General features: G+C 70.4%; 9 protein-coding genes. 5 read left to right on the forward strand and 4 right to left on the reverse strand.

Annotated elements, in window-relative coordinates:
• Position 1: 1 nt before the first annotated feature.
• Positions 2-2,584, reverse strand: a complete 2,583-nt coding sequence (gene valS, locus EV279_RS11380) for a valine--tRNA ligase (protein WP_133543562.1) — start codon at positions 2,582-2,584, stop codon at positions 2-4.
• A 571-nt stretch (positions 2,585-3,155) separates the two neighbouring features.
• Between valS and EV279_RS16845 the strand changes: the two genes are divergently transcribed.
• Complete coding sequence (locus EV279_RS16845) at positions 3,156-4,004, forward strand: DUF559 domain-containing protein (protein ID WP_166644511.1); 849 nt, start codon at positions 3,156-3,158, stop codon at positions 4,002-4,004.
• Between the two features lie 230 nt (positions 4,005-4,234).
• On the opposite strand, the gene EV279_RS11390 is transcribed toward EV279_RS16845, so the two are convergent.
• Together EV279_RS11390 and EV279_RS11395 are read right to left on the reverse strand one after the other, a co-directional pair.
• A complete protein-coding gene (locus EV279_RS11390) occupies positions 4,235-4,891 on the reverse strand; it encodes a pentapeptide repeat-containing protein (protein ID WP_133543564.1) in 657 nt (218 codons plus the stop codon).
• On the reverse strand, positions 4,891-6,207 hold the full coding sequence (locus EV279_RS11395) for an MFS transporter (protein WP_133543566.1): 1,317 nt from the start codon (positions 6,205-6,207) through the stop codon (positions 4,891-4,893). The genes EV279_RS11390 and EV279_RS11395 overlap by 1 nt, the downstream gene beginning before the upstream one ends.
• Positions 6,208-6,525: 318 nt before the next feature.
• Between EV279_RS11395 and ileS the strand changes: the two genes are divergently transcribed.
• Genes ileS through ndk form a run of 4 tightly spaced genes read left to right on the forward strand, consistent with a single transcriptional unit; the run spans position 6,526 to position 12,122 of the window.
• Positions 6,526-9,948, forward strand: a complete 3,423-nt coding sequence (gene ileS / locus EV279_RS11400; RefSeq protein ID WP_133543568.1) for an isoleucine--tRNA ligase — start codon at positions 6,526-6,528, stop codon at positions 9,946-9,948.
• Entirely contained in the window at positions 9,945-11,297 is a 1,353-nt protein-coding gene (locus tag EV279_RS11405) for a folylpolyglutamate synthase/dihydrofolate synthase family protein (RefSeq protein WP_133543570.1), read from the forward strand. Before ileS ends, EV279_RS11405 begins: the two co-directional genes overlap by 4 nt.
• The gene (locus EV279_RS11410) at positions 11,294-11,707 is read left to right on the forward strand and encodes a DUF4233 domain-containing protein (protein WP_347876857.1); all 414 of its coding nucleotides are present in this window, start codon (positions 11,294-11,296) and stop codon (positions 11,705-11,707) included. The genes EV279_RS11405 and EV279_RS11410 overlap by 4 nt, the downstream gene beginning before the upstream one ends.
• A gap of 1 nt (position 11,708) precedes the next feature.
• Complete coding sequence (ndk, locus tag EV279_RS11415) at positions 11,709-12,122, forward strand: nucleoside-diphosphate kinase (protein ID WP_133543572.1); 414 nt, start codon at positions 11,709-11,711, stop codon at positions 12,120-12,122.
• A 46-nt stretch (positions 12,123-12,168) separates the two neighbouring features.
• Here the strand turns inward: ndk and EV279_RS11420 are convergent, their stop codons facing one another.
• Positions 12,169-12,771: a vitamin K epoxide reductase family protein gene (locus EV279_RS11420; RefSeq protein WP_133543574.1), complete on the reverse strand. Its 603-nt coding sequence runs from the start codon at positions 12,769-12,771 to the stop codon at positions 12,169-12,171.
• Positions 12,772-12,946 lie beyond the last annotated feature (175 nt).

The following is a 12,946-nucleotide window of genomic DNA, read 5'->3' on the forward strand; positions in this document are numbered from 1 at the left end:
CTCATGCCTCCTGTTCGGCGAACTCGACGTCGTCGACAGCCAGTTCGTTCGATCCGTCGCGCAGCTCCAGGCGCTCGATGCGGCCGACCGCCTTCAGATCGCCCTCCGCAAGACGCAGCGCGGCGAGCGTGCGGTCGTCGGCCCGCAGCGTCAGCGATGCGACGGGGGTCTTCTGCGAGGCCTTCGCCTCCGTCTTGGCTCGGCGGATGCCAATGAGCGCCTCGCTGGCCGCCGCGAGCACGTCCGGGTCGCCGTCGATGCCGGACGGCTCCGGCCAGTCGGCGACGTGCACCGAGTCGTCGTGGAACCACGACCACGCCTCCTCCGCAGCGAAGGCGAGGACGGGCGCGAACAGCCGCAGGAGCGTCTCGAGCGCGATCCGCAGCGCCAGCGCCGCCGAGGCCTGCCCCACATCCGCCTGGTTGTAGGCGCGCTCCTTCACGAGCTCGAGGTAGTCGTCGCAGAACGTCCAGAAGAACGACTCCGCGATCTCGAGGGCCCGGGCGTGATCGTAGGCATCGAGGGCCTTGGTCGCATCGCGCACGACGCCGTCGAGGGTGGCGAGCATCGAGGCATCCAGCGCGTGCGTCACCTCCGCACCCTCGGGCACGGGGAAGGACAGCACGAACTTCGCCGCGTTCAGCACCTTGATCGCGAGCCGGCGGCCGATCTTGATCTGCGTCGGGTTCTGGGGGTCGAAGGCGGCGTCCGTGCCGAGGCGGCTGGAGGCCGCCCAGTAGCGGACGGCGTCCGAGCCGTGCTGGACGAGGATGTCGGCGGGCGTCACGACGTTGCCCTTCGACTTCGACATTTTCTTGCGGTCGGGGTCGACGATGAAGCCCGAGATCGCGGCATCCGTCCATGGCGCGGTCCCGTCCTCGAGCGCGCTGCGCAGGAGCGTCGAGAACAGCCACGTGCGGATGATGTCCTGCCCCTGGGGGCGCAGGTCGAAGGGAGCGACCAGCCTCCACAGCTCCTCGTCGCGCTCCCAGCCTCCCGCGAGCTGGGGCGTGAGCGAGGAGGTCGCCCACGTGTCGAAGATGTCCTTCTCGCCCTCGAAGCCACCCGGCGCACCACGCTGATCGGATCCGTACCCCGGTGGCACGTCGGTCGTCGGATCGACCGGCAGCTGCTCGGGCGACGGCACGAGCACGCGGTCGTAGTCGCGCTCGCCGTTCTCGTCGAGGCCGTACCAGACGGGGATCGGCACGCCGAAGAAGCGCTGTCGGGAGACGAGCCAGTCGCCGGTGAGGCCGTTCGTCCAGTTCTCGAAACGCACGCGCATGAAGTCGGGATGCCACGACATGCTCCGTCCGAGCGCGATCAGCCGCTCGCGCAGAGCCTCGTCGCGGGCGCCGTTGCGGATGTACCACTGACGCGTGGACACGATCTCGAGCGGACGGTCGCCCTTCTCGTAGAACTTCACCGTGTGCGTGAACGGCTTCGGGTCGCCCACGAGCTCGCCCGACTCCTGCAGCAGCTCGACGATCCGCTTCTTGGCGCTGAAGACGGTCTTGCCGACGATCTCGGCATACGCCGCCTTCGCGGCATCCGTCACGATCACATCAGGCGCATCGGCGAGCACCCGGCCGTCCTGTCCGAGGATGGTGCGGTTGGGAAGACCGAGCTCGCGCCACCAGACGATGTCGGTCACATCGCCGAAGGTGCAGATCATCGCGATGCCGGAGCCCTTGTCCTGCTGGGCCAGGGCGTGCGCGAGGACCGGGACCTCCACGTCGAAGATCGGGGTGCGCACGGTCGTCCCGAAGAGCTCCTGGTAGCGCTCGTCGTCGGGGTGGGCCACGAGGGCCACGCAGGCGGCGAGCAGTTCCGGACGCGTCGTCTCGATGTGCACGTCGCCGGAGCCGTCGGACTTGTGGAACGCCACGCGGTGGAACGCCGCGGGCTGGTCGCGATCCTCGAGTTCGGCCTGCGCGACGGCGGTGCGGAAGTCGATGTCCCACAGGGTGGGCGCGAGATCCTGGAACGCCTCTCCGCGCTCCAGGTTGCGCAGGAAGGCCAGCTGGCTCGTGCGGATCGTGTCGTCGGAGATCGTGCGGTACGTCTGCGTCCAGTCGACGCTCAGGCCGAGCCTGCGCCACAGCTCCTCGAAGTGCTTCTCGTCCTCGACCGTGAGCCTCTCGCACAGCTCGATGAAGTTGCGGCGGCTGATCGGCACCTGGTCGGAGGCCTTGCTGCTCTTGTTGTCGCCGCCCTCGTAGGGAGGCGTGAAGTCGGGGACATACGGAAGGCTCGGGTCGCAGCGCACGCCGTAGTAGTTCTGGACGCGGCGCTCCGTGGGCAGGCCGTTGTCGTCCCAGCCCATCGGGTAGAAGACGGTCTTGCCGCGCATGCGCTCGAAACGCACCTTGACGTCGGTGTGCGTGTAGCTGAAGACGTGTCCGATGTGGAGGCTGCCCGAGGCCGTCGGCGGGGGAGTGTCGACCGAGTAGATCCCCTCACGACCCACCTGGGCGGCCCGGGCGCGATCGAACAGGTAGGTTCCGCGCTCCCGCCACGAGGCATCCCACTTGTCTTCGAGACCCTCGAGTGCGGGCTTGTCCGGAATCAGCGCGTCGGCCATGGGGGTCTCCTCGGGCGATATGTGCGGCACTGTGTGAGCGTGCCTGAGTGTGGGATGTGGGTCGATTCTACCGGCCGCCCGCAACCCGTTCCCCGCGCGTCCGGCGTGGTCGGTCGATCCGCGCGGCCCCCGGGCGTCCTCCCTGTCCTGCGCCCGGGCCAGGGGAGGAGCGTCGCGTCCTCCGTGCCCCGGAGCGAGGGGAGGAGCGTCGCGTCCTCCGTGCGCCTGTGCGAGGGGAGGAGCGCCGCGTCCTCCGTGCCCCCGAGCGAGGGGAGGAGCGTCGCGTCCTCCCTACCCCGGAGCGGGGGGAGGAGCGTCGCGTCCTCCGTGCCCCGGAGCGGGGGGAGGAGATTCGGCCGGGGGAGGAGCCGATGGCTGTTCGGAGGCATCCGACCGTCGGTTCTCCTCCGTACGCCTGTGCGAGGGGAGGAGCGCCGCGTCCTCCGTGCGCCCGGGCGGGGTGGGGGGGAGGAGGAGCGCCGCGTCCTACCCAGGTGGCCGATCCGGGCCCGAGACCCCGGGAGTTGCCGTGCCGCCTGTTGCGTGCCGCGGCCACCAGGAGCATGGGCGGATGAAGCTCGACAACCGAGTGCAATTCCTCCTGGCAGCGGTGAGCGCGGCGGGCGGCATCCTTCGAAGCTCGACCGCCCGCGCGCAGGGGCATTCGCAGTGGGTCATCGACGCCGCCGTCCACGCCCAGCTGCTCACGCGCGTGCGACGGTATTGGCTGGTCACCCCGGATGCCGACCAGACCGTCGTGCGCGCGGCGAAGGGAGGCGTCGTCCTCACCTGCGTGACGCAGGCGCAGCGGCTGGGGCTGTGGGTGCTTCGTGCCGGAGAAGTCCACGTCGGCGCGCCGTCATCACGAGGCCGCGTCGACGTTCCCGACGGCACCGTCGTGCACTGGGGAAAGCCGCTTGTTCCACGTTCGCCGGAGGCGCTGGTCGATCCGATAGAGAACACGCTCGCGCTGATCGCCACGTGCCGGCCCCACGACGAGGCGCTTGCTGTGTGGGAGTCCGCCCTCCGCAAGGGTCTGGTCGACAAGCCGACCCTCTCGCGGATGCGCCTGTCCTCGACCGCCAGGGCCCTGCTCGACGAGGCGAACCCGTTCGCGGACTCCGGTCTCGAGACGTTCGTCCCACCGCGGCTCCGGTGGCTGGGCCTCCCCATCATCCCGCAGGCATGGATCGCCGGCCATCGCGTCGACTTCCTGATCGGTGAGCGACTCGTCCTCCAGATCGACGGCGGTCACCACGTCGGCGAGCAGCGCACGAGCGACATCGCACACGACGCGGCCCTCATGCTGGCGGGATTCCACCCCATCAGGGTCGGCTACGACCAGGTCGTCAACCGGTGGCCCGAGGTCCAAGACCTCATCATGCGGGCGGTCGCTCAGGGACTCCACAAGGCAGCGTGACGTGCGGGCGTCCTGGTCCGTTCACTCCTCCCGTCGGCCCGAGCAGGGGAGGAGAAACGAGGAGGGGATGCCTCGGGGCCGGCGAAAGTCCCTCCCCTTGGTGAATCTCCTCCGCTCGTCCGGGGGGATGCAGGGACGAGGGGAAGGGACGAGGGGAAGGGACGAGGGGAAGGGACGAGGGGAAGCGCTGAGGGGAGGGGACGAGGGGAAGGGTCGAGAGCCGGCGCGGGTCAGTCCTGCACCTCGATGCCGAGGGCGGCCGCGAAGGCGGAGGCGAACAGCTCCGCCTGGCGCGAGGACAGCGTGGCGCCACGCAGCGACTCGGGACGGGTGAAGGCCAGCGCCTCGAGGCCCCGCAGGTCGAGGTGCTCGGCGCGGAGCCCGTCGGTCTCGACTTCATCGGCTCGGGAGTCGGCGAACGCCGTGCGCGACACCGTCGCGAGAGGCAGGTCGAGCGTGCCGATCGAGCAGCCAGTGAGGAGAACGTCGGCCAGACGCGCCCCGCGCAGCGAGAGGTAGTCGATGCGCAGGCCGCGCAGCTCGACACTGTCGAGCTCCGCCCCGGAGAGGTCGAGCGTGCCGATGCGGCCCTCCGTCACCAGGACGTTCCGCCAGCGCGCGTCCCGGGCGACGACCTCCGTCGCCCGAAGGCCGTCGAAGAGGACGTCCGTCAGCGACGCGCCGGTCAGGTCGAGGCGGGAGACGGATGCCTCGGCCACGGCGCACTCCGAGAGGCGCGCGTGCGCGGCATCCACCTCCTCCGCGAGGTCCTCGACCCGCGCGCCGAGCAGGTCGGCGTGACGTGCGAGGCCGCGTACGGCCTCGAGCGGGTCCGGAAGGTCGGGCGCCGAGATGCGAGGCGGCAGCGGCCCGCGGGGCCTCGCCATCACCCCTGCTCCGGTTCCGGCCGGCGGCGCGCCGCCGCCCAGGCCGATACCAGGGTGAGCGCGGAGAGGATCGCGAGCACGATGCCGGGGTGCCACCATGCGAAGTCCGTCTCGGCGCCGAGCCAGGCGGTCACGAGCGGCACGAAGCCGCTCACGGTCGCGGCGAGGGCGTACGCGATCGACAGCGCCGAGTAGCGGAAGTGGTCGGGGAAGAGGTCGTTCATGAGTCCGCCGAGCGCCGCCCACGACATCGTCGGGAGGATGCCGCCGATGATCATCGTCGCGATGAGGATGGGGAACGTCGCGAACTGCAGCAGCCAGTACATCGGGAAGGTGATGAGGAGCGTTCCGAGGGCGCCCCACAGCACGACCCTGGCCGAGCCGATCCGCGTCGCCCATGCCCCGAAGAGCGGGATCGTCACGAGCTGCAGGAGCGCGCCGATCGTCGTCGCGATCAGCAGCGCCTGGAAGCTGAAGCCCAGCTGCTCCGCGCCGTAGTTGATCGTGTAGGTGTTCATGAGGGAGTACGACCCGATGCCGAGGAGGGCCGCGCCGATCGCGATGACGATCGCGACCGGTCGCAGGCGGAACATCGTGAGGAACGGCACGCGGTCGCGGCGTCCGGTCGCCACGACGTTCTCGAACACCGGCGTCTCGTCGATCGACAGCCGCAGGTACAGGGAGACCAGCAGGAGCGGGAAGGCGATCAGGAACGGGATGCGCCAGCCCCACGCCGCGAGCTCCTCGGGAGGCAGCACGCTCACCATCACGAGGAAGACGGTTGCCGAGAGGATCGAGCCGACGGGAGAGCCGAGCTGCGGGATCGCGGCGTAGAACGCCCGCTTGACCGGACCGGAGTGCTCGGTGGCGAGAAGGATCGAGCCGCCCCACTCGCCGCCCAGCGACAGGCCCTGCGCGATGCGCAGGACGAGAAGGAGCGCCGCGCCTATCCAGCCGGCCTGCGCGTACGTCGGAAGCACTCCGATGAGGCCCGTCGCCACGCCCATGATCGCGATGGTCCACAGGAGCGTCGCGCGGCGGCCGAGGCGGTCGCCCATGTGCCCGAAGATGACGGCGCCGATGGGACGCACGACGAACGCGAGGGCGATCGTGGCGAGGGCGGCGAGCGTCTTGCCGACATCGCCCAACGGGTCGAAGAACAGCGGCCCGACGAAGAACGCGGCGAAGTACGCGTAGACGTAGAAGTCGAAGGACTCCAGCGATGTGCCGATCATGGACGCCCAGGCGACGCGGCGCGCGGGCGTGACGGAGTCGGGGACAGGGGTGGGAGCGGGGGGAGCGGAAGTCACGGACATAGATCTTGGCACGAGTCCAGAAACCGGGACCGGCGCTGCGGCATTCCCCGCCCCGCGCCGTCTCCGCCCGGGCTTGCGCGCGCCCGGTAGAATCGAGCCATCAGCATCGATCCGGCCATCACCGGGGAGCTCTCGGAAGAACGGGACCCACGTCCTCACTAGAACCGAGCGGGTCAGGCCCGTCACAGCCGCTGTGAGAGGGGATGGATGCCGAGGCATCCGTCAATGCAGGGTGGTACCGCGGTGCGACCGGACCAGGGGTCCGGGGAGTGTCGTCCCGGCAGAAGCCGACAAGACGAGACCCTGCGAGACGAGACGATGGCCTACCCCCGCCCCTCCGCGTTCGGACCTGCCGCTGACGCTTCGACGTCCTCGGGCCAGGTGCCGGTCACCCCGAGCCCGCGCTTTCCCGACATCGAGCGCGAGACGCTCGCGTTCTGGGCGCGGGACGACACGTTCCGGGCCTCCATCGCTCACCGCGAGGGCGCCGAGGAGTGGGTCTTCTACGACGGCCCGCCGTTCGCCAACGGACTCCCGCACTACGGTCACCTGCTCACCGGCTACGCGAAGGACCTGTTCCCGCGCTTCCAGACGATGCGCGGCAAGAAGGTCGACCGCGTCTTCGGCTGGGACACGCACGGCCTTCCGGCGGAGCTCGAGGCTATGAAGCAGCTCGGCATCACGGAGAAGGACGAGATCGAGGCGATGGGCGTCGCGACCTTCAACGCGAAGGCCCGCGAGTCGGTGCTCGAGTACACGCGCGAGTGGGAGGACTACGTCACCCGCCAGGCACGCTGGGTCGACTTCGAGCGCGGGTACAGGACGCTCGACACGAACTACATGGAGTCGGTGCTGTGGGCGTTCAAGACGCTCCACGAAAAGGGTCTCGCCTACGAGGGATACCGTGTGCTGCCGTACTGCTGGCGCGACCAGACCCCGCTGTCCAGCCACGAGCTGCGCATGGACGACGACGTCTACAAGATGCGCCAGGACCCGTCGGTCACCGTCACCTTCCCGCTCACCGGTGCGAAGGCCGAGGCGCTCGGCCTCACCGCCGTCCGGGCGCTGGCCTGGACGACGACGCCCTGGACCCTCCCGACGAACCTCGCGCTCGCCGTCGGTCCCGACATCCGGTACGTCGTCGTACCCGGCGGACCGAACGGCGCCGCCGACATCCGTCCCGGCGACGACCCTCTCGAGGCGACCGCCCACCGGTACCTCCTCGCGGAGGAGCTGCTCGCCGGCTACGCGAAGGACCTCGGCTACGAGACGGCCGAGTTCGCGAGGGAGGCCGTCGTGCAGACGGTCCTGGGCAGCGAGCTCGCCGACGTCACCTACGACCGGCTGTTCGACCACTACGCGGATGCTGCGACCTGGGGCACCCAGAACGCCTGGCGCATCCTGGTCGACGACTACGTCACCACGGCCGACGGCACCGGCATCGTGCACCAGGCTCCGGCGTACGGCGAGGACGACCAGCGGATCACCGAGGCCGCCGGCATCCCTCTCATCATGAGCCTCGACGACGGAGGCCGGTTCCTGCCGCAGGTGACGGAGGTCGCGGGCGAGCTCTGGATGGATGCCAACCGGCCGCTCATCCGCCTGCTGCGCGACGCGGGGCGGCTCCTGCGGGAGGCGAGCTACGAGCACTCGTATCCGCACTGCTGGCGCTGCCGGAATCCCCTCATCTACAAGGCCGTCTCGAGCTGGTTCGTCCGTGTCACGGCGATCAAGGACCGGATGCTCGCCGGCAACGAGCAGATCACGTGGGTGCCCGAGAACGTCAAGCACGGCCAGTTCGGCAAGTGGCTCGAGGGCGCGCGGGACTGGTCGATCAGCCGCAACCGCTACTGGGGCTCGCCCATCCCGGTGTGGAAGAGCGACAACCCCGAATACCCGCGCGTCGACGTGTACGGGTCGCTCGAGGAGCTGGAGCGCGACTTCGGCCGCCTGCCGCGCAACGCCGAGGGCGCCGTCGACCTGCACCGGCCCTTCATCGACGACCTGACCCGCCCGAACCCCGACGATCCGTCGGGGCTCTCGACGATGCGCCGCATCGACGACGTCCTCGACGTCTGGTTCGACTCGGCATCCATGCCCTATGCGCAGGTGCACTACCCGTTCGAGAACCACGAGTGGTTCGAGGCGCACGCCCCGGCCGACTTCATCGTGGAGTACATCGGCCAGACGCGCGGCTGGTTCTACGTCATGCACGTCCTGTCGACGGCACTCTTCGACCGTCCCGCGTTCACGGGCGTGTCCTGCCACGGCATCGTCCTCGGCAGCGACGGCCTGAAGATGTCGAAGTCCCTGCAGAACTACCCCGACGTGAGCGAGGTGTTCGACCGCGACGGCTCCGACGCCATGCGCTGGTTCCTGATGGCGAGCTCGGTGCTCCGCGGCGGCAATCTCGTCGTGACCGAGGAGGGGATCCGCGCCGGCGTCCGCGAGTTCCTCCTGCCCCTGTGGAACGCGTGGTACTTCTTCGCCACCTACGCGAACGCCGCGCGCGTGCGCACGAGCGGCGTCGGGGCGAGCGGGTACGAGGCATCCTGGCGGACGGATTCCACCGACGTGCTCGACCGGCACATCCTCGCCCTCACGGGCGATCTGGTGCGCGACGTGGCCGCCGACCTCGATGTCCTGGACTCGACGATGGCCGCGGCGAAACTCCGCGATTTCGCGGAGGCGCTGACCAACTGGTACATCCGTCGCTCGCGCGACCGCTTCTGGGTCGGCGTGACCGAGGATCCGCGGTCGACCGAGGCGTTCGACACGCTCTACACGGTGCTCGAGACGCTGACGCGCGTCGCGGCGCCCCTCATCCCGCTCGTGTCGGAGCGCATCTGGCAGGACCTCACCGGCGGGCGGAGCGTGCACCTCGAGGACTGGCCGGATGCCGGCGCCTTCCCCGCCGCGGACGACATCCGATCCGCGATGGACGCCGTGCGCGAGGCATCCAGCGTGGCGAACGCCCTGCGCAAGAAGGTGGGCAAGCGCGTGCGTCTGCCGCTTCCGCGCCTGACCGTGGTGGTTCCGGATGCCGCGTCCCTCGCGCCCTTCGACGACATCCTGCGCGACGAGCTCAACGTGAAGGCGGTGGAGCTCGTCGAGCTGGATGACGACGTGGCCGAGCGCTACGGCATCACACGACGGCTGAGCATCAACGCGCGGGCGGCGGGTCCGAGGCTCGGCAAGCAGGTGCAGCACGTCATCGCCGGGGCGCGCGCTGGGGTCTGGGAAGAGGTCGACGGCTCCGTCGTCGTCGACGGCGTGGCGCTCCAGGAGGGTGAGTACGAGCTCGCGCTCGAGGCGGGCGGGGTCGGCGAGGGAACGGCCATCGCCCTCCTCGCCGACGGCGGCTTCGTGCTGCTCGACACCGAGACGACCGCCGAGCTCGAGGCGGAGGGCCTGGCGCGCGACGTCATCCGCGCCGTGCAGGACACCCGCAAGGCGGCCGGCTTCGACGTGAGCGACCGCATCGATCTGCGGCTCTCCTTCGACGACGAGGCGGACGCGCGCGCGGTGGCCTCCGCGTTCGCCGATGCGGATGTCGCGGGCGAGACCCTGGCGCTGGATTACGCCGTGCTGGGGCCCGACGGCGGGACACTCCTCGCCGACGGAGCGGTGCTTGCGGGCGCGTCGGGGACGAGCGACCTGGTGCGCGAGCATGCGGCGGGAGACTTCGCCAATCGCGGCGGCTTCCGCGTGGCCGTGACGAAGGTCGAGGCATCCGCATGAGTGATCGCGAGCGCGCCGACGCGGTCTACAGCGCCCTCCTGCTGCGTCAGGGGGAGCGGTGGGTGCAGCCGCGCGTCGAGCGCACGCGGCGCGTGCTCGAGCTGCTCGACGACCCGCAGCGCACGTACCGCGTCGTGCACGTCACGGGCACGAACGGCAAGACGTCGACGAGCCGGATGATCGAGAGCCTCGTACGGGCGCACGGACTGAGGACGGGCCTGTTCACGAGTCCGCACCTCGAGCGCTTCACGGAGCGGATCATGATCGACGGAGAGCCCATCGCGGACGCGGCGATCGCGGACGCGTGGGACGAGGTCGAGCCCTTCATCGGACTGGTCGACGCAGAGCTCGAGGCTGCAGGCGATGCGCCTCTGACGTTCTTCGAGCTGCTCACGGTGCTCGCGTTCGTCGCGTTCGCCGACGCGCCGGTGGATGTCGCGGTGGTCGAGGTCGGGATGGGCGGCTCCTGGGATTCGACGAACACCGCCGACGGAGACGTCGCCGTCATCGCGCCCATCGATCTGGACCACGCCGACCGTCTCGGCGAGACGATCGGCGAGATCGCCTCGGTGAAGGCCGGGATCATCAAGGACGGCGCGGCCGTCGTGTCGTCGCGCCAGGACCCCGCGGCGGAGTCGGTGCTGCGCGCCGCGGCGGCGGCGAAGGGTGCGACGATCGCCTTCGAGGGCCAGGACTTCGCGCTCGCCGAGGGCCGGCTGGCCGTCGGCGGCCAGGCGATCACGGTGCGCGGTCTCGCGGGCGTGTACGAGGACGAGTACGTGCCCCTGTACGGCGGGCACCAGGGCTTCAACGCCGCGCTCGCGATCGCCGCCGTCGAGTCGCTCATCGGCGGGGGAGCGCAGCCGATCACCGGCGAGGTCCTCGCCGAGGGCCTCGGGCAGACGACCTCTCCCGGCCGCCTGCAGCTCGTCGGCGTGAGTCCCACGGTGCTCGTCGACGCGGCGCACAACCCGCACGGGGCGCGGGCGCTCGTCGAGGCGCTGCGCGAGTCGTTCGACTTCGACGAGTGGGGCGTCGTGCTCGGCATCCTCGCCGACAAGGATGCCGCGGGGATCGTCGCGGCTCTCGCGCCTCTCGCGACGCACGTCTTCGCGACGGCGCCGGCCTCCGACAGGGCGAACGACGCCGACCGCATCGCGGATCTGGCCGAGGTCGCGGGCCTTCCCGTCACCGTCCACGGGGACATCGCAGACGCCTCCAACGCCGCGCGGGAGTGGGCCGCGGCATCCGACCGGCGCGCCGTCGTCATCGCGGGGTCGGTCGTGCTCGCCGGCGAGGCGCTCGCCCTCGCCGCGGCCGAGGACTGGAAGTCGGGCTGGTCCGCGTGACCGCGTCCGCCGAGGCCCCCCGCCGAGGGCGCCGGCCGCGCGGAGCGGCCGAGTCGCTCGGCTCGATCGTGCTGGTCTTCGAGTCCCTCATCGTCTTCCTCGGGGGCCTGGCCGTCTTCGGGCTGCAGGCGCTCCCGCCGACGATCCCCGCGTGGTGGGGGATCGCCGGCGGCGCGGCGCTTGCCGCCCTCATGCTCGTGACGGCGGGCGTGCTGCGGTACCGCTGGGGCATCGTCCTGGGCTGGGCGCTGCAGGCGGTGCTCCTCCTCGCGGCGTTCGTCCTCCCGGCGCTCGCCCTCATCGCCCTGATTTTCGGCGGCATGTGGGCGTATGCGACGATCAAGGGGGCGTCGCTCGACAGGCGCAACGCCCGTCTGGCCGCCGAGGCCGAGAACGCGAACGGAGACTGACATGGCCACCGAAGAGACCCTCGTCCTCGTCAAGCCGGACGGCGTCGCCCGCGGGCTGACGGGCCAGATCCTCGCCCGCATCGAAGCGAAGGGCTACTCGCTCGTCGACATCCGCTTGGTCGAGCCCGACCGGGAGACGCTCGAGAAGCACTACGCCGAGCACGAGGGCAAGCCGTTCTACGAGCCGCTCCTCGAGTTCATGATGTCGGGGCCGTCGGTGGCGATCCGCCTGGCGGGCAACCGGGTGATCGAGGGCTTCCGCTCGCTCGCGGGCACGACCGATCCGACGACGGCCGCTCCCGGCACGATCCGCGGCGACCTCGGCCGCGACTGGGGCCTCAAGGTGCAGCAGAACCTCGTGCACGGCTCGGACTCCGTCGAGTCGGCGCAGCGCGAGCTCTCCATCTGGTTCTGACGGCCGGCCGCGTTGGTTCTGACGGCCCGGCCACGGCATCCGTGGTCTAGAACAGCGCGCCGAGCACGTCCAGCCGCACCTGCGCCAGGATGGCGACGATCGCGTAGCTGACGATCGCCAGAAGCGGCACCCAGCCCATGAGCTTCGCCGCGCCGCGGCGCACCCGGTCGGAGACCGGAACGATCCCGGCTCGGAACAGGTGGATCGTGACGACGTAGAAGGTCGGGATCGTCACGACCCACGTCACCATGCACCATGGGCAGAGGGTGCCGAGCACGAAGATGCTCTGGCTGATCAGCCAGATGACGAAGCCGAACGCGAACGCGATCCCCACCCAGAAGCAGAGCCAGAACCAGCGTGCGAAGCGCGCGCCCGCGAGGATCGCCATCCCGACGACGATCGGCGCGACCCATCCGGCGAGGCCGAGGATCGGGTTCGGGAAGCCGAAGACGCTGCCCTGGGCCGAGTCGAGGTTCTTGGTGCACTGCACCAGCGGGCTGAAGTCGCACGAGGCCGCCTCGCCCGGGTTCATCAGCGCGTGGAACTTCTCCATCGTGAGCGAGAAGGCGGCCCACCAGCCGATGACTCCGGCGATCACGAGCCAGACGGCCATCGCCGTGGGACGGGTGTGCGACTGGGCCGATGGCATGCTCCGGATTATGGCATCCAGCACTGTGCGGATGCCGCGTCCCGCCGCCGCGGGAGACCCGCGCATCGGGCTGCCACGCAATCGCCGGGGGAAAGTGCGATAATGGTGGTCGATGCGTCGCGGCCGCGCCGCCTGCGCATCACAGAAGACTTCAGGGCGACGAGCGCCCTTCGCA

The organism is Microbacterium sp. BK668, from assembly GCF_004362195.1.
In the GTDB taxonomy this organism is placed as follows: Bacteria; Actinomycetota; Actinomycetes; order Actinomycetales; family Microbacteriaceae; genus Microbacterium.